This is a genomic window from Micromonospora sp. NPDC005194 (genome assembly GCF_040608335.1).
GTDB lineage: Bacteria > Actinomycetota > Actinomycetes > Mycobacteriales > Micromonosporaceae > Micromonospora.
On record NZ_JBEXIA010000002.1, the window covers coordinates 237,997 to 258,495 of the forward strand.

20 protein-coding genes are annotated in these 20,499 nt (G+C 72.8%); 4 read left to right on the top strand and 16 right to left on the bottom strand.

The annotated features are described in order from the left end of the window. Window positions 1-33 precede the first annotated feature (33 nt). On the bottom strand, window positions 34-786 hold the full coding sequence (locus tag ABZU53_RS02690; protein WP_355063532.1) for a flavin reductase family protein: 753 nt from the start codon (window positions 784-786) through the stop codon (window positions 34-36). Between the two features lie 462 nt (window positions 787-1,248). On the opposite strand from ABZU53_RS02690, the gene ABZU53_RS02695 reads away from it, so the two are divergent. Together ABZU53_RS02695 and ABZU53_RS02700 are read left to right on the top strand one after the other, a co-directional pair. Further along, window positions 1,249-2,034 (top strand): helix-turn-helix transcriptional regulator, encoded by a 786-nt coding sequence (locus tag ABZU53_RS02695; protein ID WP_354857357.1) that lies wholly within the window; start codon window positions 1,249-1,251, stop codon window positions 2,032-2,034. Further along, window positions 2,031-2,246 carry a DUF397 domain-containing protein gene (locus ABZU53_RS02700; protein WP_354857355.1) on the top strand — a complete coding sequence of 72 codons (216 nt, stop codon included), beginning with the start codon at window positions 2,031-2,033 and terminating at the stop codon, window positions 2,244-2,246. The genes ABZU53_RS02695 and ABZU53_RS02700 overlap by 4 nt, the downstream gene beginning before the upstream one ends. Here ABZU53_RS02700 and ABZU53_RS02705 read toward each other — a convergent pair. The 5 genes from ABZU53_RS02705 to ABZU53_RS02725 all read right to left on the bottom strand — a co-directional run bounded on the left by ABZU53_RS02705 (window position 2,243) and on the right by ABZU53_RS02725 (window position 8,345). Next, window positions 2,243-3,946 carry an ABC transporter permease gene (locus tag ABZU53_RS02705; RefSeq protein ID WP_355063449.1) on the bottom strand — a complete coding sequence of 568 codons (1,704 nt, stop codon included), beginning with the start codon at window positions 3,944-3,946 and terminating at the stop codon, window positions 2,243-2,245. The two genes, ABZU53_RS02700 and ABZU53_RS02705, sit on opposite strands and share 4 nt — an antisense overlap. After that, window positions 3,931-4,695, bottom strand: a complete 765-nt coding sequence (locus ABZU53_RS02710) for an ABC transporter ATP-binding protein (RefSeq protein WP_266247300.1) — start codon at window positions 4,693-4,695, stop codon at window positions 3,931-3,933. Before ABZU53_RS02710 ends, ABZU53_RS02705 begins: the two co-directional genes overlap by 16 nt. A 206-nt stretch (window positions 4,696-4,901) precedes the next feature. Next, window positions 4,902-6,542 carry a cation acetate symporter gene (locus ABZU53_RS02715; RefSeq protein ID WP_354857351.1) on the bottom strand — a complete coding sequence of 547 codons (1,641 nt, stop codon included), beginning with the start codon at window positions 6,540-6,542 and terminating at the stop codon, window positions 4,902-4,904. 1 nt (window position 6,543) lies between these two features. Further along, window positions 6,544-6,957 carry a hypothetical protein gene (locus ABZU53_RS02720; protein WP_354857349.1) on the bottom strand — a complete coding sequence of 138 codons (414 nt, stop codon included), beginning with the start codon at window positions 6,955-6,957 and terminating at the stop codon, window positions 6,544-6,546. Between the two features lie 44 nt (window positions 6,958-7,001). Further along, the gene (locus ABZU53_RS02725; RefSeq protein WP_355063451.1) at window positions 7,002-8,345 is read right to left on the bottom strand and encodes a DUF4173 domain-containing protein; all 1,344 of its coding nucleotides are present in this window, start codon (window positions 8,343-8,345) and stop codon (window positions 7,002-7,004) included. An 82-nt stretch (window positions 8,346-8,427) separates the two neighbouring features. Here ABZU53_RS02725 and ABZU53_RS02730 point away from each other — a divergent pair, with 82 nt between their 5' ends. Next, window positions 8,428-9,159 (top strand): hypothetical protein, encoded by a 732-nt coding sequence (locus tag ABZU53_RS02730; protein ID WP_355063453.1) that lies wholly within the window; start codon window positions 8,428-8,430, stop codon window positions 9,157-9,159. Here ABZU53_RS02730 and ABZU53_RS02735 read toward each other — a convergent pair. From ABZU53_RS02735 to ABZU53_RS02765, 7 genes are all read right to left on the bottom strand, one after another. After that, the gene (locus tag ABZU53_RS02735; RefSeq protein WP_355063455.1) at window positions 9,116-10,192 is read right to left on the bottom strand and encodes a HAMP domain-containing sensor histidine kinase; all 1,077 of its coding nucleotides are present in this window, start codon (window positions 10,190-10,192) and stop codon (window positions 9,116-9,118) included. The two genes, ABZU53_RS02730 and ABZU53_RS02735, sit on opposite strands and share 44 nt — an antisense overlap. Further along, entirely contained in the window at window positions 10,189-10,866 is a 678-nt protein-coding gene (locus ABZU53_RS02740; RefSeq protein ID WP_355063457.1) for a response regulator transcription factor, read from the bottom strand. The genes ABZU53_RS02735 and ABZU53_RS02740 overlap by 4 nt, the downstream gene beginning before the upstream one ends. 172 nt (window positions 10,867-11,038) lie before the next feature. Beyond that, window positions 11,039-11,701 carry a DUF5701 family protein gene (locus tag ABZU53_RS02745; RefSeq protein WP_355063459.1) on the bottom strand — a complete coding sequence of 221 codons (663 nt, stop codon included), beginning with the start codon at window positions 11,699-11,701 and terminating at the stop codon, window positions 11,039-11,041. Between the two features lie 65 nt (window positions 11,702-11,766). Continuing rightward, window positions 11,767-12,525, bottom strand: coding sequence for a LytTR family DNA-binding domain-containing protein (locus ABZU53_RS02750; protein WP_053651534.1), 759 nt, complete (start codon window positions 12,523-12,525; stop codon window positions 11,767-11,769). Beyond that, entirely contained in the window at window positions 12,522-13,748 is a 1,227-nt protein-coding gene (locus ABZU53_RS02755) for a histidine kinase (protein WP_354857335.1), read from the bottom strand. Before ABZU53_RS02755 ends, ABZU53_RS02750 begins: the two co-directional genes overlap by 4 nt. 32 nt (window positions 13,749-13,780) lie before the next feature. Continuing rightward, window positions 13,781-15,352: a sugar transferase gene (locus tag ABZU53_RS02760; protein ID WP_354857367.1), complete on the bottom strand. Its 1,572-nt coding sequence runs from the start codon at window positions 15,350-15,352 to the stop codon at window positions 13,781-13,783. A 264-nt stretch (window positions 15,353-15,616) separates the two neighbouring features. Then, the gene (locus tag ABZU53_RS02765) at window positions 15,617-16,477 is read right to left on the bottom strand and encodes a DNA-formamidopyrimidine glycosylase family protein (RefSeq protein ID WP_355063461.1); all 861 of its coding nucleotides are present in this window, start codon (window positions 16,475-16,477) and stop codon (window positions 15,617-15,619) included. Between the two features lie 24 nt (window positions 16,478-16,501). Here ABZU53_RS02765 and ABZU53_RS02770 point away from each other — a divergent pair, with 24 nt between their 5' ends. Further along, complete coding sequence (locus ABZU53_RS02770; RefSeq protein ID WP_354857330.1) at window positions 16,502-17,767, top strand: glycosyltransferase; 1,266 nt, start codon at window positions 16,502-16,504, stop codon at window positions 17,765-17,767. 169 nt (window positions 17,768-17,936) lie between these two features. Here ABZU53_RS02770 and ABZU53_RS02775 read toward each other — a convergent pair whose 3' ends face one another. Genes ABZU53_RS02775 through ABZU53_RS02785 form a run of 3 tightly spaced genes read right to left on the bottom strand, consistent with a single transcriptional unit; the run spans window position 17,937 to window position 20,420 of the window. Further along, window positions 17,937-18,659 carry a CDP-alcohol phosphatidyltransferase family protein gene (locus tag ABZU53_RS02775; RefSeq protein ID WP_355063463.1) on the bottom strand — a complete coding sequence of 241 codons (723 nt, stop codon included), beginning with the start codon at window positions 18,657-18,659 and terminating at the stop codon, window positions 17,937-17,939. Beyond that, complete coding sequence (locus ABZU53_RS02780) at window positions 18,634-19,701, bottom strand: iron-containing alcohol dehydrogenase family protein (protein ID WP_355063465.1); 1,068 nt, start codon at window positions 19,699-19,701, stop codon at window positions 18,634-18,636. Before ABZU53_RS02780 ends, ABZU53_RS02775 begins: the two co-directional genes overlap by 26 nt. Next, entirely contained in the window at window positions 19,689-20,420 is a 732-nt protein-coding gene (locus tag ABZU53_RS02785) for a phosphocholine cytidylyltransferase family protein (protein WP_007453659.1), read from the bottom strand. Before ABZU53_RS02785 ends, ABZU53_RS02780 begins: the two co-directional genes overlap by 13 nt. Between the last annotated feature and the right edge of the window lie 79 nt (window positions 20,421-20,499).

The window sequence follows — 20,499 nt, forward strand, 5'->3', positions numbered from 1 at the left end:
CGGTGACCGGTCGGTCCGGATGAGCCGCTCAGGTCAGCCCGGCAGCTCGTGGTAGCGCCCCCGGTAGTGCAGCAGCGGCGTGGCCTCCTCGGCCAGGTCGACGACCTCGATGGTGGCCTCCACCAGCAGACCCCAGCCGTACTCTCGGGCGGTGTCCAGGCGGCAGCCCACCCAGCCGCCGGCGTCGGTCGGCACCGGCCCGTAGGGCGTCTCGGTCCACGTGCCGGTGGCGAACAGCCCACCCGGGGCGGGAAAGAGGCCGGCGAACCGGTCGGCGAGCTGGCGGTGCGCCGGGCCGAGCGGCGCGACCGCGAACCGTCCCGCCTCCTCGACAGCGGCCCAGAGGTCGGACTCGGCGTCGATCAACCCGAGCAGCCGGTCCGGCTCCCCCTCGGCGACCAGGGTGGACGAGACGGTCAGGCCCGCCGGGCCGGGCGCCGTCCAGAGGGTCACCGGCGCGGCGAGCCGGCCCCGCAGCCGGCGGACCGGCGACCGCTGCCCGGTCGGCACCGCGAACGGGTCGGTGTGGTGGATCTCGGCACCCGGCTCATGATTCACGTGAAACATTGTGCCGCCCCGGCCCCGCGCCCAACCCAGGAAGCGCTCGTGCAGGTCGGCGGGTCGCCCGTTGAGCCGGGCCAGCTGATCGCCCGCCTCCACCATCAGAGTGCCCAGGTAGACCAGCAGCGCGGTGCGGTCGTGCCGGTAGTCGGCGAGCAGCGCCAGCCGCGCCGGCTGGCACGGCCAAGGCGCGCCGCAGCCCCGACACCGCCACAGCGGCCGCATCGGCACGTGCGGCCGACTCACCACGGCCCTCCGTTCGCCAGCACCGGCAGCACCCGCCGGCCTTCGCGCGCTCTGGGCGGAGGACGGCTCGCTGTGGTGTCCGGCGTCCGGGCGCGACATGCCGCGCCCCGGCCCGCGCCGCCCCGGGCGCCGCCCGTCGGCCGCGCGCCCGCCGGTGGCCGATCCGGCACGGCCGTCGACACCACGGCCTTCCTCCTGAAGTACGACCACCGCGCCCCGTTCCCACCGAGGACTGACCCGATCATGAGCGATCCCCTCCCAGTCGACGAGGGCCGCCCCGATCGGGGGATGACCGGGGCGGCCCGACGCAGGACCGACCGCCGGGACGTCGCCTCCACCGGCCGGGCCGCGCGTTCTCCACCCTGGACTCCCGGCTGCGGGCAGGGGAGGATTCCAGGGCTTACTACGCAGCGCGGTCACGTACTTACCGGGAAGGTAAGGATGAACATCGAGATGTGGGTACGGGCGTTGAAGGCCGCCCGGGCGGGTGCCGAGGTTTCCCAGGAAGCACTGGCGACCGTGATCAGGTGGAGTCCGTCCACGGTGGCCGCCATCGAGACCGGCCGACGCCGGCCGACCATGGAGTTCGCGGTCGCCGCGGACGACGCTCTCGCCACCGGCGGCCTCCTCGCCGAACTCCTCAGGGCCGCCGACCAGGAACGCGGTCCGTCCTGGTTCGCGCAGTGGCGCGAATACGAGCAGCGAGCCCTGCGCTTGCGCGCCTTCGAGGCGTGCCTGGTCCCCGGACTGCTCCAGACCGAGGCGTATGCCCGCGCCGTTATCTCGGCGGGTGGACTACATCCGCCGAACATGGTCGACGAGCTTGTTGCAGTCCGGCTGGAACGTCAGAAGCTGCTGGTCCGGGAGGTGCCGCCGCACTGCGTCTTCCTGGTGGACGAGACGGGCCTTCGTCGCCCCGTCGGTGGGCCTGCGGTGCTCGACGCCCAGCTCGGTCGACTGCAGGAAGTGGCAGACCTGCCATTCGTCCGGCTGCACGTCATTCCACTGGCGGTGGGCGAGCATGTCGGGCTCGGTGGTGGCTTTGTGCTCGCCGATCTGCCGGACCGGGACAGGGCGCTCTACCTGGAGAATGCCGTCCGGGGACACGTCATGGACGACCCGGAAATGATCGCCTTGATCGATCGCAAGTGGGATAGCCTGCTCGGCGAAGCACTGTCCACCGGCGCCTCGCTGGATTTGATCCGGAAGCTGAAGGTGACGCAATGACGATGAGCGAGCCAGGCTGGCGCACGTCGACCCGGTCGACCGACTCCGGCGGCAACTGCGTCGAGGTGGCGGACAATCTGCCCGGAGTCGTGCTGGTCCGGGACAGCAAGGATCGCTCCGGTCCGGCGCTCACCTTCGCTCCGGCCGCCTGGCGTGACTTCGTCGCCCAGGCCGCCCAGAGGGCCCACGGCACCGGTCGAAACGCCGGTTAACGACGCGGGGTGACCGTGGCCAGCAGTTCCGGCTGACGGCGGTCCAGCACGTCACCGGCCAGGTACGCGCCCAGCAGCGCCGCCCCCAGCCCGTACGCCGCGCCGACCGGGAGGGCCAGCCAGAGCCAGGCGTCGCCGAGCAGCGCGGCGGCCACCACCATCGGCACCGCGACCACCGCCGTGGTGATCATGGACAGCAGGGTGAGCAGGCCCTTCGCCACGCCCGCGCCACTGTTCATCGCGAACGGGTTGCTCGTCTCCGGCAGCGCGTACGCCGCGAGCACCGACACGAAACTGTTCACCGCCAACCCGACACCGTAGGTGGCGGCCAGGCTGCCCACCATCAGCCCGATCCATGCCGGTCGAGCGAGCAGCGCCGACAGCACCACCGCGACGACCGCCAGCATCGGCAGGACGTACAGCGAGAACGCGGTCATCCGCGCGCGCAGCTCGACCCGGCCGGGCACGCCGGCCACGACGTTCGCCGCGTACGCGTTGCCGTCGAAGCCGAACTGGTTGGCCAGGGTGACCGACGCGAGCACGCCGACGAAGAGCAGCGAGATGGTGACCACGACCGGCGAGCTGTCGCTGGTGGCCGCCGTGAACCCCGCGCCGTCCTCGGCCGCGAAGTCCCCGCCCGTGACATTGATCAACACGGGTACGAAGATGCCGACCACCGCGATCGTGATCAGGCTGGCCCGGCGGCGGGCGTCCCGCCACCAGTAACGGGCCTCCCGGGCGACCAGCGCGCCGAAGCGGTCCCGTCGGGCCCAGCCCGCGGCCCGGGGAAACAGTTGGGCGACCGCCCCACCGGTGACGCCGCGCTGGGCGGGGGCCTTGCCGGTGCTCGCCGTGCCCACCATCGCCGACTCCAGCGAGCGGGACCACCAGGCCAGCAGGGCGACGATCGCCGCCACCGTGATCAGCAGCTTGAGCGGGGCGGCCCACACCCGTCCCTGCGCCACGTCGATGCCGGCGGTCCAGGGTGCCCCGAACGGCGTCCACCCGAGCACCGTCGCGGCACCGGTCAGCCGGGTCCAGTCTGTCTCGCGCAGCGCCGCCAGGCCGAAGACCTGCAACGGACCGAGCAGCGCGGCGGCCACCGCCAGCAGCACGGCCGCCAGATCCCGCACCCGGCGGGACCGCAACATACTGGCGAATGCGCTGGTCACCGCCCGGCTGGCGGCCACGCAGAGCAACAACCCGGCGAGTACGCCGACCAGGGCCACCAGGCCGGCGGACCAGCCGCCCAACGCCCACGCGGTTAGCACCAACCCCAGCACGGCGACCGACATCGCCAGCACCGGCACGCTGACCAGCGCGGCGGCGAACAGGCCGGTGACCAGCGTGCGGCGCGGCAGCGGCAGCAGCGCGAACCGGGCCGGGTCCAGGGTCTCGTCCACGCCGAAGAAGACCAGGGGCAGCAGCAGCCAACCGAGCACCAGCAGGCCACCGCCGGCGGCCGCGACCAGCACCGCGTACCTGCCGTTGCCGGCCAGGCCCGGCGCGGCGAAGAGGAAGAAGGCGCTGGCCGCGAACCACAGCCCGACCAGCGCGCCACCGATGAACAGCGCGATCCGCCAGCCCTGACCCCGGAAGTTGTTGCCCATCACCCGCAGCTTGAGCCGCACGAAGTGCCGGGCGGAGACCGTCCGCGCCGGACCGGCGGGCGCCGCGGCGACGTTCACCGGGAGAGCCATGACAGCTCGTCACCGGTCGCGGTGCGCCCGCCGACCACCTCGACGAAGACCTGCTCCAGCGACCGGCCGCCGCGGACGTCGGCGATCGTGCCGACCCGCTTGATGGCCCCCTGGGCGAGGATCGCCACGTGCGAGCACAGCCGCTCGACGACCTCCATCACGTGACTGGAGAAGATCACCGTGCCACCGCCGGCCGCGTACCGGGTGAGGATGTCGCGGATCAGCGCCGCCGACACCGGGTCGACCGCCTCGAACGGCTCGTCCAGCACCAGCACCCGGGGGCCGTGCAGCAGCGCGCAGGCCAGGCCGATCTTCTTCTTCATGCCCGCCGAGTAGTCCACCACCAGCGTCCGGCCGGCGTCGCCGAGCGCCAGCACGTCGAGCAGTTCCGCAGCCCGCTGGTCGACCACCGCCGGGTCCATCCCCCGCAGCAGTCCGTGGTACGCCAGCAGCTCCGCACCGGTCAGCCGGTCGAACAGCCGTACCCCGTCGGGCATCACGCCGAGCAGCCGCTTGGCCGCGACCGGATCGCGCCAGACGTCCTGGCCGAGCACCCACGCCGAACCGGCGTCCGGCCGCAACAGCCCGACCGCCATCGACAGGGTGGTGGTCTTGCCGGCGCCGTTCGGGCCGAGCAGACCGTAGAAGGAGCCGGCCGGTACGTCCAGATCGACGCCCGCCACCGCGATCGTGCCGTCGAACCGCTTCGCCAGGCCACGCAGCGCGAGCGCGGGGTGCTCACCAGTCATGGGCCCGACGTTATCCGTCGATCGCCAGTTCCGCCGTCCGGCGGCGGATGGACCCGGGGTCATCCCCGAGTCGGAGTTCGTAGCCTTACAGCGCCGCCACCCCGCCCCGGTGAGCGTTGCCGTCGCCATATCGCCGAGGTGGGGCTGTGCAGACGTCCGGATGCCCCCACCTCGCCGATCTGGAGTGGATCAACTAGGCGCGCTGCCTACAGGCGCAACGCTTCGGGGGTGTGCAGGCGCAGCATGGTGGCGGCGACGTCGGCCGGCGCCCGTCGGCGGGTCGCCATGGACACCGCGACCATCACGGTGAACGCCAGCGGCACCGTCCAGGCGGCCGGCTGCGCGGTGAGCGTGGCGGGCCAGCCCGACAGCGGCGGGCCGAGCACGGTGACCAGCACCGCTCCGATCGCCGCCCCACCGCCGGCCAGCACACCGGCGGCGGCGCCCAGGTCGGTCAGCCCTCGCCACCAGATGCCGAGCACCAGCAGCGGGCAGAAGCTCGACGCGGCGACCGCGAAGGCCAACCCGACCACCTGGGACACGTCCAGCCCGGAGACGTGCAGGGCCAGCGCCGTCGGCACGCCCCCGGCGATGATGGTGGCCAGCCGGAAGCCGCGCACCGAGCCCCGGCCGAGCACGTCCGTCGAGATCACCCCGGCGACGCTGGTCAGCAGCCCCGACGAGGTGGAGAGGAAAGCCGCGAACGCTCCCGCCGCGACCAGCGCGGCGAGCAGCCGCCCGACCAGCCCGTCACCGAGGGCCGCGCCGGGCAGCAACACCACCACCGCGTCGGTCTGCCCGCTGACGAGCAGCTGCGGTGTGTAGATCCGGCCCAGCACCCCGTACAGGGTGGGCAGCAGGTAGAAGGCACCGACCAGGGCCAGGACCACAAGCGTCGTCCGCCGCGCCGCCGCGCCGTCGGGGTTGGTGTAGAAACGGACCAGCACATGCGGCAGGCCCATCGTGCCGAGGAACGTGGCCAGGATCAGGGAGTACGTCCCGAACAGGCCCCGGTCGTCGTCACCGGCGGCGCTGGGCAGCAACCAGTCCCCCGCGTCGGTGGCCACCCCGGACACCTCCGGCACCGGGTCACCGGCGGCGAAGGACAGCTCGTCGCCGGGGCGTACCTCTCGGATGTCGCCGTCGGCCAGGGTGAGGGTCGCGCGGTGCTCGACCACGACTGTGGTCGCGGCCCGGAACGTCGGCCCGTCGGGTGGCGTCACCGCCGGGCGGCCGTCGGCCTGCCACTGCAACGCCAGGAAGATCACCGGTACGGCGAGAGCGGTCAACTTGAGCCAGTACTGGAACGCCTGGACGAAGGTGATCGCCCGCATCCCGCCGAGCGCCACGTTCGCGGTGACCACGGCGGCCACCAGAAGGGCGCCCACGGGGTACGGGGAGCCGGCCACCGTGGCCAGGGTGAGCCCGGCGCCCTGCAACTGCGGCACCAGGTAGAGCCAACCGATGAAGATCACGAAAGCCGTGGCGAGGATGCGCAGACGACGGGACCCCAGCCGCAGCTCGCAGAAGTCGGGCAGCGTGAACGCGCCGGAGCGGCGCAGCGGCGCGGCCACGAACAGCAGCAGGGCCAGGTAGCCGGCGGCGAACCCGACCGGATACCAGAGGACGTCCACGCCGTACTTGAGGACGAGGCCGGCGATGCCGAGGAAGCTCGCGGCCGACAGGTACTCCCCGCCGATGGCGGCGGCGTTCCAGGTCGGACTGATCGCCCGGGACGCGACCAGGAAGTCGGACGTGGTCCGTGCCAGCCGCAGCCCGTAGAAGCCGATCCCGACGGTGACCAGCGTGACCGCGACGATGGCCGGAACCACGTAGTCGTTGCCCACGTCAGCGCTCCGGCCGCTGCACCAGGTCGGTGAAGTCCTGCTCGTTGCGCTCGGCCAGCCGCACGTACGCCCAACCCACCGCGATCAGGAACGGGAACGAGACCAAGCCGAGCAGCAGCCAGGGCAGGTTGACGCCGGCCACGGTGGTCCGGCCGAGCGACGGTGCGATGGCGAACAGCCAGGGCAGCCCGCCCAGCCCGATGACGACCACCAGCGACAGCCGCAACGCCAGCGCGAGCTGGGCGCGGACCAGGCCGCGAACCAGCGCCTCGCCGACCTGGGTCTGCTGGGCCAACTCGGCGCGGGTCCGCTCGGAGCGGGTGTCCCGCCGGGTGATGTCGGCCAACACGATCCGGGCCCGCCGGGGCGGCGGTACCGCACCGCCCGACCCCACGTCAGACAGTTGCTCGGCCACCCCGGCAGTCTTGCCCGCCCAGCGCGATTGTCAAGCGTTCGCGCTCACCAGCGCAGCTGAGCGGCACAGTTCGCCGCGCTGCTGGTCACCTGGGTCGCGTCCAGGACGGACCGGGCCCGTTCCCGGCCGAGGTTCGTCGCCCAAAAGCCGTCCTCGGGCAGCTCGAAGGCGATCCCCCGAAGCGCGCACGTCCGCATCGGCTCGGGCAGCCGGGCCAGGGCCGGTACGGCATCGGCCGACAGCCCGGAGAGGTAGGTGAGGTCGAGGCGGCCGGTTTCGAGGTACCTGTCGACGTTCCGGTCCGCGATCAGTCGGTCCGGGTTGACCAGGGCCAACCCCAGCAGCGCCAGCACCGCGGTGCCGATCACCAGTCGGGGCAACCAGTCGGCCCGTAGCCGCGCCACCGCCACGCCGACCAGGACGAAGAGCACTCCGAGCGACAGCTCGACGGTCGCCACGAAGAGCCGCAGCCGGGTGACGCCGTACGCGTCGGCATAGACCTGCATGCGGTAGAGCGACGAGGCGACGACGACCAGGCTGAGTGCCGTGAGCACACCGAGCAGCACCCGGACCAGCAGCCGGTCGGCACCGGTGGCCTTCGGTGCCCGGCGGGCCGCGACGGCGATCACCAGCAGGGTGAGCGCGGTGACGGCGAGCAGTTGCCAGAACCCGCTTCGGGCGTACTCGGCGTAGGTGAGGCCGGCCGTACGCAACACGTGCCCCGCGCCTCCGAAGAACACGGTCAACTGCACCAGTACGAAGGCGGCGAACAGGGCGTCGAGCAGCACCAGCGGCAGGGCCCACTCCAGCCGGTGCACCGGCCGGCCCGGCTTCGCCCGCAGACTGTCCAGGTCGGGCGGCCGGCTGACCAGGTACGCGCCGCCGAGCAGGCCCAGGCCGATCAGCCCGAGGCGTACCACCCAGCCGACCACACCGCCCGGCGAGATGTCCGGCAGGAGGCCCGCCAGCAGATCGGCGAAGACCGCGTCGGCGGAGGAGAACAGCAGACCGAACAGCGTCAGCAGACCGACCGAGATCGCCAGGCTGGTCACGATCCGCCCGATCCCGGGCCCGGACGAGCGGGTGCGGTGCAGCCCGCGTACCGCCCAGGGGAGCGCTCGGACCGTCGCGGCCGGCGGCAGCGCCACGGCCAGCAGCATCCCGAACGGGGTCCGGCCACCGGTCACCGCGAGCGTCGCGGTCACCGCGGCGGCGAGCAGGCAGAGCACGAAGAGCCAACCGGCGGCCCGGACCGTGCCGACGGCGATCAGCGCGACCGTCGCGGCAGCCCAGGCGACCTGCGCCGCCCGCCCCGGTGCCCCCGTGGCACCGGGACGAACGGTGGTCGCGGCCCCTGACGAAGCCGCCGCCGGGGTCGGACCCGGCACGGCGGTTGGAGCCGCCGGAGCGGTTGGACCCGGTGCAGCGGTTGCAGCCGGCACGGCGGTTGCAGCCGGTGCAGCGGTTGGCGTGGCCGCGGAGGGAGTCGGCGCAGCCGTCGCGGCTGGCGGGGCCGGCGTGGCCGCCGGTGGCCGCGCGGCGCTGGTGGCGGCCGTCGTGGCGGCGTCCGGAGTCGACGCGAGGGTGGTGGCTCCCGCAGTTGCGGCTGGCGTGCCGGCGGAGGTCGACTCGGCGGTGGCCGCAGCGGGCGCAGTGGTCAGCGGCGGTGCGCCCGGTGCGCTGGGCGGCAGTCCCGGTCGGGGATCCGGTGCAGGGGACGCGGCGCGTTCGGTCAGGTCGGTTGCGGGGGACGACGTGCCGGACCGGACGACCCTGGCGGTGGCGAGCGCGGCGGTGGCCGCCAATGCGGCGACCAGCCAGCCCAGTCCGGGCCGGACCACAGTCAGCACCGAGGCACCGACGACCGCCGCCGCCGTCAACACGCCCAGGAGCAGCGGATTGGCGGTGCCGGTCGGCCCCGGCCAGTGCCGCGCGAGCAGCGACGGTGGCCGTGGTGGAACGGGCTGGGCCGGCCAGGGTTGCGGTGGCCAGGGTTGCGGCCGGCCGGCCGTCGGCGGAGGCGTCGGCCCGGGGCCGACCCAGGCCTGGCCGGGCTGGGCGGCCTGGCCGGGCTGGGAGGCCTGGGCGGGCGGGGTGGGCTGCGGTCCGGTCGGTCCGGTCGGTCCGGTGGCCGGTGCGGACGTGCTGCCGGGGCTGGTCATGCGGCCTCTTCTCGGTGTGGCCCGTTGCTCGGGATGGTGACCCGGATGCGGCAACCGGGCTGGGAGTTCCGGGCGGCTCCGGCCGGGTCGAGGACCCCGATCTGACCGCCGTGCAGTTCGACGACCCAGCGGGCGATGGCCAGGCCCAGGCCGGTCCCACCGCCGGCCGCCCGGTCGCCGCGGGTGAACCGCTCGAACACCCGGGAACGCTCGGCCGTCGGAATGCCCTGCCCCTCGTCGCTCACCTCGACGTGGAGGTGACCGCCGTGTTCCTCGGCGCTCACCCGCACGGTGCCGCCGGGTGGGCTGTGCCGCGCCGCGTTGTCCAGCAGGTTCGCGAACACCTGGTGCAGCCGCCACGGGTCCGCGCGCACGGTCAGCGGCACCGCCAACTCGCGGAGTCGGAAGTCCACGTCGAGCCCCGCTCCGGCGGCGCTGGCGGTGGCGTGCTCCACCGCCTCGTCCAGGAAGTCCCCCACGTCGATGCGGACCCGGCGCAGCGGCACCACCCCGGCGTCGAGACGGGACAGGTCGAGCAGGTCGGCGACGAGATGGCCGAGCCGTTCGGTCTGGGACAGCGCCGCGCGCAGGGCCGCCGGCTCCGGCTCGGCCACCCCGTCCACCATGTTCTCCAGTACGCCCTGCAAGGCGGTGATCGGCGTACGCAGCTCGTGGGAGACGTTGGCGATCAGCTCGCGCCGGCGCTGGTCCGCCGCGTGCAGGTCCTCGGCCATCTTGTTGAACGCCTGGGCCAGCTCACCCACCTCGTCGCGGGAGGTGGCGCGCACCCGACGGGTGTAGTCGCCGCGGGCCATCGCCCCGGCGGCCGCCGTCATCTCGCGCAGCGGCGAGGTCATCCCGTGGGCGAGCACCTGCGAGGTGACCAGCGCGATGCAGATGACGGTGATCGACGTGCCCGGCGGGAGCCAGCCGATGCCGTACCAGAAGTAGCCGATGGCCACCGCCCAGGAGGCGACCAGCAGGACGCCGAGCTTCATCTTGATCGAGCGGACCGGGTCCAGCGGGCGAGGCAGCGCCCGGTCCAGCCAGTCCACCACCCGGTGGTTGGTCACGCGGGCACCTCCAGGGCGTACCCGACGCCGTGCACGGTCCGGATGAGATCGGCGCCGAGCTTGCGCCGCAGGGCCTTGACGTGGCTGTCCACGGTGCGGGTGCCGGTGCCTTCGGCCCAGCCCCACACGTCGGCGAGCAGCCGCTCCCGGGGTAGCACGGTGCGGGGCCGACCGGCGAGGTGGATCAGGAGGTCGAACTCGGTCGGTGTGAGGTGCACGTCCGCGCCGGAGCGCCGAACCCGCCGCTCGGCCTCGTTGATTTCGATGTCGCCGAGCCGGATGGCGGGTGCCGCGGGGGTCGCGGCCCGTTCCATCCGGCGCAGCAGCACGTGTACGCGGGCAGCCAGCTCGCGCATCGAGAACGGCTTGGTGAGGTAGTCGTCCGCGCCGACCGCGAGCCCGACCAGCAAATCGGTCTCGTCGTCGCGGGCGGTGAGCATCAGCACCGGCACCGGCCGGACGGCCTGGATCCGCCGGCACACCTCCAGGCCGTCGAAGCCGGGCAGCATCACGTCGAGGACGACGAGGTCCGGCTGGCCGGTCCGGAACCGCTCGACCGCGCTGGGGCCGTCCGTGGCGATCTCCACGGCGAAACCCTCGGCGCGGAGTCGGGCGGCGACCGACTCGGCGATGGTGCGTTCGTCCTCGACGACCAGGACCCGGCGTTCCTTCATGGGGTCTGACTGTAGGGAACCACCGTGGAGATCAGTGGGTGGCATTGTGAATAACCTGTGGAGAACGGTTCACCCCTGTGGATAACCCGAGGGCCATGACAGGTGGCCTCGGCGAACCCCCGAGCCTCCTTGTGGACGACCGAGCGAGCCGTCGGGGTGGCCCGTGCGCCGGTTACTCCAGGCCGACGCGGACCGGACGCGCCGAGGCGGAGCCGAGCCAGGTGTGCGGATTGCCGTACCAGCACCAGCCCAGCTTCGGGGCGCCCTGGCTGATCCACAGGGCGGGCACCCGCTTGTCACCGCACCGGGAGCCGACCAGCGAGAAGCACCTGTTGCTGGCCAGCGCCTCCGGATACAGCGTGATGAAGGCGAGCCCCTCGTCGATGGTGAGCGGCAGCCGATCCTGGGCGGTCATGCCCTCCATCGCCGCGGCCGGGGCGAGGTTGCGGAACTCCTCGCCCCGGTCGACGTCGAAGAGCAGGTACGCCGGCCCGGCGGGCACCTCCAGCTCCTTGATCGGGTCGAAGCGCGGCAGGTCGTCCTCGGCGTAGTGCCGGTCGAGGAAGCCGGGCTTGCGCTTGCCGGCCAGGGTGGTGAGTGCGAGCCGGGGCTCCACCCCGACCAGGTCCCGCGTGACGACCAGCAGGAACGGCACCCGGGCGTCGGTGGGCGCGGGCAGGCCGGCGGCGCCGTCGACCGCGCGGGCCCGCAGCGGCGCGACCAGGTCGCGGAAGGCGCTCTCGGGCATCCCGGCCAGGGCCGGATAGCCCAGTCGCACCAGGTGGTCGAGTTGGCGGTCGAACTCGGTCTCGGCGTCGAACGGAGTCTCGTGCACGGCGGCCTCCCGGTTGTCGTATCGGCTATCGTACAACGTACGGGAGGGCCGGGAGCTTTCCCGCCTCAGCGACTCCAATCCTGCTTCGCCGCCCTGACCAGCTTGTCCTTCAGCTCCCGGGTGTGCCGCCGGCTCACCGGCAGCTCGGTGGAGTCGACCACCACCACGTACCCGGAGTTCACCAGGCGCAGCTCCGCGATCAACTTCAACTGCACCAGGTACGACCGGTGCACCCGGACGAAACCGGCGTCCGCCCACCGCTCGGCGAGCGTGGCCAGCGAAACCCGCACCAGGTGCGACCCCTCGGCGGTGTGCAGCCGGGCGTAATCGCCCTGCGCCTCCACCCAGCGCACCGCCGAGCGCGGCAGCATCCGGGTGGTGCCGGCCAACTCGATCGGGATGGTCGGGTCCTCCTCGGCCCGGGCCAGCGCCGCCGGATGCGACGGCACCACCCGCGAGCCGATCACCCGGCGCAGCGACTCGGCCAGCCGTTCGGCGCGTACCGGTTTGCGCACGTAGTCCGTGGCGCCCAGGTCGAACGCGTCCACCGCCCCGTCGTCGTACGCGGTCACGAACACGATCGCCGGCGGCCGGGCGAACCGGCGCAGCACCCGGGCCAGCTCCATGCCGTCCAGGCCGGGCATCCGGATGTCCAGGAAGACCACGTCCACGTCACCGTCGCGCAGCAGCCGCAGCGCCTCGGTGGCGTCCCCGGCGGTGTGCAGGCGGGCCACCCGGGGGTCGGCCCGCAGGTGGTACGCCAACTCGTCGAGCGCGGGCGGCTCGTCGTCCACCGCCAGCACCCGCAGGAAGCCGGTGGTCACGAGCCGGCCCGTACGCCCGGGTGGAACTTCGGCACCCGCATGCTCACCCGGGTGCCCGAGCCCAGCCCGGTCTCGACGACCAGACCGAAGCGGTCCCCGAAGACCGACCGCAGTCGCTCGTCGACGTTGGAGAGGCCGACGTGCTGACCCGGGTCGTCCCCCGGGTCGCCGGTGCTGCGGGCCAGCTCGGCGATGCCGGCGGTAAGCGTGGTCGGATCCATTCCCACCCCGTCGTCCTCCACCGTGATGTGGCATTCGGCACCCGCGTCCCGGGCCTCGATGCTCACCATGCCCGTGCCCGGCTTGCGGGACAACCCGTGCCGGACGGCGTTCTCCACCAGCGGCTGAAGGCAGAGGAACGGGAGCGTCACCGGCAGCACCTCCGGGGCGATCTGCAACCGCACCTGCAACCGGTCCCCGAACCGGGCCCGCTCGATCGTCAGGTACCGGTCGATCGACCGCAGCTCCTCGGCCAGCGTGGTGAACTCGCCGTGCGCCCGGAACGAGTACCTGGTGAACTCCGCGAACTCCAGGATCAACTCCCGGGCCCGCTCCGGGTCGGTGCGGACGAACGAGCCGATCGCGGTCAACGCGTTGTAGATGAAGTGCGGGCTGATCTGCGCCCGCAACGCCCGGACCTCCGCTCTCGCCAGCCGCTCCCGTGACGAGTCCAGCTCGGCCAGGGCGAGCTGGTTGCCCGCCCAGTGCGCCGTCTCCAGGGTGGCCTGGACCAGTCCCGGCGCCGGCACGCCGTCGGCGATCGCCACCAGTGCGCCGACCACCCGGGCGTCCGCCCCGTGCAGGGGCGCGACCACCGCCCCGCGGATCGGGCAGTCGACCCGGTCGCACCGCAGGTCGGACTCCCCGAGCACCGTCGAGCGCCCGGTGGCCACCGAGCGTTGGGCCGCCGCGAGCAGTTGCTCACCGTGGTGCGTGCCGCGCCCGTCGAGGGCGAGCACCTCGTCGGCGTCGGTGAGCGCCAGCCCGACCGCGCCCACCAGGGCCCGCAGATGGCGTACGGCCTTCGTCGCGCCCGCTGCGCTCAGCCCCGCCCGCAACGGCTCGGCGGCCAGCCCGGCGGTGTGCAGCACCTCGTAGGTGGCCCGTTGGGTGGCGGTGGCGATGCCGCGCCGGGCGCGCAGCCGCAGCACCGCCAGCAGGGCCGCGGTGAGCGCGGTGACCAGCGAGACGACGCCGACGACGGCGGAGAGGTTGCCACCCACGCAGCGATCCTGACGGCTCGCGGCCCTCCGCGCTAGTACGCGCCCTTGCGGGCGAGCACCACCCCGACGGTGCGCCACAGGATGCTCAGGTCGTACGCCAGCGACCAGTTGTCGACGTAGTAGAGGTCCAGCCGGACGGCCTCGTCCCAAGACAGGTCGGAGCGGCCGGAGACCTGCCAGAGACCGGTCATGCCGGGGCGGACCAGCAGGCGACGCCGTACGTCGCCCAGGAAGTCGCCGTCGTCGGCCGGCAGCGGGCGGGGCCCGACCAGCGACATCTCACCCCAGAGCACGTTGATCAACTGCGGCAGCTCGTCCAGCGACGAGGCCCGCAGGAAGCGACCCACCGGGAAGACCCGGGGATCCTGCTTCATTTTGAACAGCATGCCGTCGGTCTCGTTCTGGTCAGTGAGGCTGGCCAGCCGGTCCTCGGCGTCGACGTACATGGTCCGGAACTTCCACACCCGGAAGGTGCGCCCCTCGTGCCCCACCCGGGGCTGGCGGAAGAACACCGGCCCGGGGTCGGAGATGCGGATCGCCACGGCGATGGCGACGAAGAGGGGGATCAGCAGCAGCAGGCCCAGGCCGGCGGCGACCCGGTCCATCAGGTTCTTGGCCAGCAGCGCCGGCCCGGAGAGGGTCGGCTCCTCGACGTGCAGCAGCGGCAGACCCTCGATCGGCCGGATGTGCACCCGAGGGCCGGCGATGTCGGTCAACTGCGGCGCGACCACCAGGTCGACGCCGGAGCCCTCCAACTGCCAGGCCAGCCGGCGCAGTTCGCCCGGCTCGGCGCTGGCCGACCCGCAGACGGCGATGGTGTCCCCACCGACCTCGCGGACCAGGGCCAGGACGTCGCGGCCGGCGTGCACCGGTACCGGGGTCGGCACCCCGCGGGCCGCCGCGTACCCGTCGGTGATGTGGATCGCGACCGGGACCAGCCCGGCGTTCGGGCTGCGGGTGACCGCCGCGTAGACCTCCAGGCACTCCGGCAGGGTGCCGACCAGCACCATCCGGTGTGCCGCCTGGCCGGCCCGCCGACGGATGTAGTGCAGCGCCCAGCGGGCGACGAAGCGGCCCCACAGGATCAGCAGGAGCGCCCCGAGCAGTGCCGTGCCGACCGTCCAGCGAGACAGCGCGGTCTTGGTGGCGAACGCGAGGAAGGAGACGCTGGCGGCGACCGTGACGGCGGCCCGGATGACCCGCTTGAACTCGTCCGGCCCGAGCCCCAGATAGCGCCGGTCGTACGCCCGGTTGCTCCAGAGGATGACCACCCAGCCGAGCGGCAACAGCAGGTAGGAGACGGTGTGGAACCAGGTCGGATCCTGGTTGGTGCCGGAGAAGCCGGAGGCGGCCTGGTCGAAGAGCTGGATCGCGATCCAACTGGCGAACGCCGCCGCGCCGAAGTCGAGCAGCAGCAGGATGGCGGTGTAGGGGCGGTGCCAGCGGGAGACACGGCGTCGCGCCCTGGCCCACGCCGACCGAGGGACGCCGTTGTGTGACGGCGGCGTCGGCGGCTGGATCTCGAAGCTGTCGACGTGCCGCACGAGTCTGCTCCGGCCTTCGTTGGATACCGGGCGCTGGAGGCTTGCCGTCACCTCACCCATGTCCTCCCGCATGACACGGGCCGCTCACTCGGCGTGAGGGCCCGGGTCGCCCACCGTCCCAGTCTCCCACGCGGGCTCCGACCGGTCGTCGCCCCGAAGGAGATTGGCGACCGATGGTGCCGGCGGGATCTGGCCGGCTCCGCACCATTTCAGAAGCCGGGGACCGGGCCACTATACCGATGGATGCGCGTGTGGCGAGAACGGTGGACGGGAGCTTCGGCTCAGTCTGGCCGATTCCGCTCCGTAGTCGCCGAGTGCAATTACTCACCGTACAAGTCGGGACAACCTTCGGTCAGCGAGCGGCTTGCCGCCCGTCTGGCACGTCGCGCAGTACTGCAGGCTCGAATCGGCGAACGACACATCGCGCACGGTGTCCCCGCAGACCGGGCAGGGCAGCCCGGTGCGGGCGTGCACCTTCAACCCGGACCGCTTCTCACCCTTCAGCTCGGCGGCACGCTGGCCGAGGGACCGCTCGACCGCGTCACCGAGCACCTGGCGGGTCGCCGCGTGCAGGGTGGCGAGCTGGGCGTCCGTGAGCCGGTCGGTGATCGCGAACGGGGACAGCTTCGCGGCGTGCAGGATCTCGTCCGAGTACGCGTTGCCCACCCCGGACAGCACCGACTGGTCGGTCAACACCCCCTTGACCTGTCCGCGCCGACTGCGCAGCCGCTCCGCGAAGGTGGGCAGGTCGGCGGCGAGCGCGTCCGGGCCCAGCTTGGCCACCCCCGGCACCGCGGCCGGGTCGGTGACCAGGTACGCGGCCAGCTTCTTCTGGGTGCCGGCCTCGGTGAGGTCGAAGCCGGAGCCGTCGTCGAGGCGGACGCGCACCGCGATCGGGCCCTTGCCGGGTCGCAGCGGCGTCGTGGCGGGAAACGCCTCCCGGTAGTGCAGCCAGCCCGCCCGGGCCAGGTGCACCACGAGGTGCAGATCACCCTCGACGACCACGTCGAGGAACTTGCCGTGCCGGCGGGCGTCGACCACCGCCCGACCAGCGACCGCGGCGGGTGCCGGGTCGTACGTCTTCAGGGCGCTGATCGCGGCGATCTCCAGCCGGTCGACACGCCGCCCCACCGCGCGCTGCCGCAGGTAACCCGCGAGCGCCTCAACCTCCGGTAGTTCGGGCACCAGCCAACGGTAGCCTTCTTTCCCGTGAGAATCGTGGTGGCGCACAACCGGTACCGGGAAGCTCAGCCCTCCGGCGAGAACACGATGGTCGACTCGGAGATCGCTCAGCTCACCGCTGCCGGCGTCGAGGTGCTGCCCTTCATCCGCAGCTCGGACGAGATCCCGTCGATGTCGAAGGCGGCCAAGGCGCTGCTGCCGATCTCGCCGATCTGGGCGCCGCGTGCCCAGCAGGACCTGAGCCGGCTGATCACCGAGCACCGCCCGGACGTCCTGCACCTGCACAACCCGTACCCTCTGATCTCGCCGTGGGTGGTGCGGACCGCGCACCGGCACGGCGTGCCGGTGGTGCAGACGGTGCACAACTACCGGCAGGTCTGCTCGTCGGGGATCTACTTCCGGGACGGGGTGATCTGCCAGGACTGCAAGGGTCGGGCGCTGGGCGTGCCGGCGATCAAGCACCGGTGTTACCGCGACTCGACGGCGCAGAGCGCGCTGATGGCGACCACCCTGGCCGTGCACCGGGGCACCTGGCGCTCGGTGGACCGGTTCATCGCGCTCACCACGGCGATCGCCGACCACCTCCACGATTACGGCATTCCGGACGACCGGATCGTCGTGAAGCCGAATGCCGTACCCGATCCGGGCCGGCCGGCCCCGCTGGGTGACGGCTTCCTCTACATGGCCCGGCTCTCGCCCGAGAAGGGTGTCGACCTGCTGCTGGACGCCTGGCGTCGCCATCCGGTGGGCACCCTGGGCACGCTGCGCGTGGCCGGTGACGGCGAGCTGCGCCCGCTGGTGGAGGCCGCCGCCGCCGAGCGACCCGACGTGGTCTACCTCGGTCAGCTCGACCGCGCCGGGGTACGCGCCGCGGTCGAGGCGAGCGCCGTGGTGATCGCGGCCTCGATGTGGCACGACGTACTGCCGACCGTGATCATCGAGGCGCTGGCCAGCGGTCGGCCGGTGCTCGGCACCGCGTTGGGCGGCATTCCATACCTCGTCGGAGCGGACGCCCCGCACGAGCCCGCCGGCACCGGCCCGGCCGAGACCGCCTCGGCGGTCGCCGGGGGCGGCGGGCCGGTCATGCCGGCCGGGATCGGCCTCGGCGAGGCCGGCTGGGTGGTGGCTCCGGAGCCGGCCGCGCTGGCGGCAGCCCTGCCGGTGGCCCGGGCCGGCGCGTCCGGGCTCACCCTGGCCGCCCGCGCCCGCTACGAGCGGACCTTCCACCCGGACGTGGTCACCAAGCAGCTCATCGACATCTACGCGGGGATGGCCCACGCCGTAACGCCGTAACTCCGGAGCGCGGGAGGAGAGCACCTACTGTTCGCTCCCTTTGCTCTGCTTCAGCGGAGGAAACACCCGGTGTCCGGATATCGGACGCCACGTGTTTCCTGGGCTGAAGCAGAGCAAAGGAGGACTCGAACACCCTTGGCACCGGTCTGGGAGTGGCGCGGGCGGGAGGTCAGCGCAGCGAGGCGCGGGCGGAGAAGGCGATGCTGGCGAGCAGGAAGCCACCGTTGACGATCGTGAACGCGATGATCACCCACAGGACCAGCGCGGGGGCCACGGCCAGCACCAGGGCCGCCACGAAGACCACCGCGCCGTAGTCGCGCACCAGCTTCACGAGGCGTACCGGCAGGGAGGTCGAGGTGACCATGCTGGCCGCGTTCGGGCCGGACTGCATCACCGACGTCACCAGGTTGACCATCCAGGTGCCGGCGAAGGTCGCCACCAGCCAGGTCGGCGTCGACGGCTCCTGTGCCACGGCGGTGGCGGCCAGGGCGGCCACCAGGGCGATCTGCGCGGCCACGTCGCAGAGCACGTCGACGCGGGCGCCGGCCGCGCTGCCCTGGCCGGTCACCCGGGCCAGCTGCCCGTCGGCGCAGTCCAGGGAGTACGCGACCTGCCAGCCGACCAGGGCGAGCAGGCCGACCACCCAGGCCGGTACGTCCCCGTCGGCGACCGGCTCGGCGAGCGCCACCACGGTGACAGAGGTGGCCAGCCCGAGCACCAGGTTGGTGATGGTCAACGCGGTCGGGCGCAGCCCGAGGCGTTGCGCGACCAGTGCGAAGACGGCCCCCAGCCACTGGCTGATCGACTCGCTGAACAGGCCGCCGCCCCGGTTCACCCGGTGGAAGTCGGCGACGGTGGGACGGGGGTCAGCCAAGCTGGTCGTGGATTGCACCGGCGTAGTCTGCCAGCCGCTCCCGCGTCTCGGTAGGCGACAGGGCCAGGTGCTCGAGGATCGTGTACCGGTCCGGTCGGGTACGCGGAGCGAACTGCACCGCCTCGATGAACTGGTCGTCGGTGAGCGTCACCTCGGCGGGGAGTCGGGGCAGGCCGTGCCGGGCGAGGCAGGCCGACATCTCCCCGAAGCGGCGCAGGTCTCCGCGCAGCCAGGTGCAGAACAGCGCACCCAGCCCGGCCAGCTCGCCGTGCGAGGCGGTGCCCGGAAAGAGCGAGTCGACCGCGTGCATGATCTCGTGGCAGCCGCCGCTGGCCGGTCGGCTGCTGCCGCAGACCGCCATCGCGAGGCCGCTGGAGATCAGCGCCTCGGCCAGCACGGTGACGAAGGCGTCGTCGGTCATGTCGCCCGGGTGGTTGAGCACCGCCTCGGCGCCCGCCCGGGCCAGCGAGGCGGCCAGCCCGTCGACCGGCTCACCGCGTACCTGCCGGGCCAGTTCCCAGTCGGCCAGGGCGCTGATGTTGCTGATCACGTCGCCGATGCCGGCCCGGTTGTGCCGGTCCGGGCCGCTCTCCACGAAGTCCAGGTCGACGATCACCGCGATGGGGATGTGCACTCCGTAGGAGCCCTTGATCCCTTCGGTGATGAGACTGGCCACCGGGGAGGCGATCCCGTCGTTGGCGAGGCTGGTCGCCACCGACACCATCGGCAGCCCTCGGCGGGTGGCCGCGTACTTGGCCACGTCGATCGTCTTGCCGCCGCCGATCCCGACCACCGCGTCGTACGACCGGGCGCGAAGTTTGCCGCCGAGGTCGTCGGCGGCGTCCAGGGTCGCCCCGGCGACCGTGAACACGTCGGCCGTCCGCAGCGACGGTCGGATCAGCTCCGCGATCTGCGCGCCCTGACCCGGACCGACCACCACCGCGACGTCGCCCCCGGAGGAGATCCGCCCGTCGGCCAGGATCGCGCCCAGGTCGGCGACCGCCCCGCGTCGCACGTCGATGTGCAGCGGGGTGAGGACGCTCCGAGCTAGTAGCGGCACGCGATCTCCCGCGCGCGGGCCAGGTCGGCGTGGTTGTCGACCTCGACCCAGGGGACGTCGCCGATCGGCGCAGCCCGCACCTCCCCGCCCCGGTCGGCGAACTCCTGGTAGCCGTCCTCGTAGTAGAGGTTCGGGTCCCGCCGCCAGGTCGCCTCCAGCGCGTCCGCGAGCGCGTCGGCGACCTGCGGCTCGATCAGCGTCGCGCCGATGTACTCCCCGTACGCCTCGCCCGGGTCCATGATCTTGGTGATCCGGGTGAGTTGGCCGGCGGCGTCGAAGGTGGTCTTCATCTCCTCCTCGGCCAGCGGCTTGAGGGTGTCCACCGCGAGCAGGATGCCCGGGCCGCGCTCGGCCAGCAGGGTCTTCTCGATGCTCACCGGGTGCACGGTGTCCCCGTTGACCAGCAGCACCCCGCGTGCGAAGTACTCCCGGGCCAGCCAGAGGGAGTAGGCGTTGTTCCACTCCTCGGCCTTGTCGTTGTGCACCAGGGTGAGCGTGACCCCGTACTTCTTCTCCAGGTCGGCCTGCCGCTCGCGGACCGCGTCCGCCGCGTAGCCGACCACGATCACGATGTCGGTGAGCCCGACCTCGGCCAGGTTGCCCAGCGCGATGTCCAGGATCGTCGTCTCGCCGTCCACCGGCACCAACGCCTTGGGCAGGGTGTCGGTGTACGGGCGCAGCCGTCGTCCCGCTCCGGCCGCGAGCACCATTCCGATCATCGCGACATCCTCCCTCGTCCTGCTCCCCGTCACCGGTGGAGGATAGCGCCGGCCGGCTGTGCCGCTCCGGCCAACCGGG

Coding starts and splice junctions, on each gene's coding strand:
- ABZU53_RS02690 (WP_355063532.1), bottom strand. CDS start 786: ATGCGGCCGCTGTGGCGGTGTCGGGGCTGCGGCGCGCCTTGGCCGTGC.
- ABZU53_RS02695 (WP_354857357.1), top strand. CDS start 1,249: ATGAACATCGAGATGTGGGTACGGGCGTTGAAGGCCGCCCGGGCGGGT.
- ABZU53_RS02700 (WP_354857355.1), top strand. CDS start 2,031: ATGACGATGAGCGAGCCAGGCTGGCGCACGTCGACCCGGTCGACCGAC.
- ABZU53_RS02705 (WP_355063449.1), bottom strand. CDS start 3,946: ATGGCTCTCCCGGTGAACGTCGCCGCGGCGCCCGCCGGTCCGGCGCGG.
- ABZU53_RS02710 (WP_266247300.1), bottom strand. CDS start 4,695: ATGACTGGTGAGCACCCCGCGCTCGCGCTGCGTGGCCTGGCGAAGCGG.
- ABZU53_RS02740 (WP_355063457.1), bottom strand. CDS start 10,866: ATGAAGGAACGCCGGGTCCTGGTCGTCGAGGACGAACGCACCATCGCC.
- ABZU53_RS02760 (WP_354857367.1), bottom strand. CDS start 15,352: ATGGGTGAGGTGACGGCAAGCCTCCAGCGCCCGGTATCCAACGAAGGC.
- ABZU53_RS02785 (WP_007453659.1), bottom strand. CDS start 20,420: ATGATCGGAATGGTGCTCGCGGCCGGAGCGGGACGACGGCTGCGCCCG.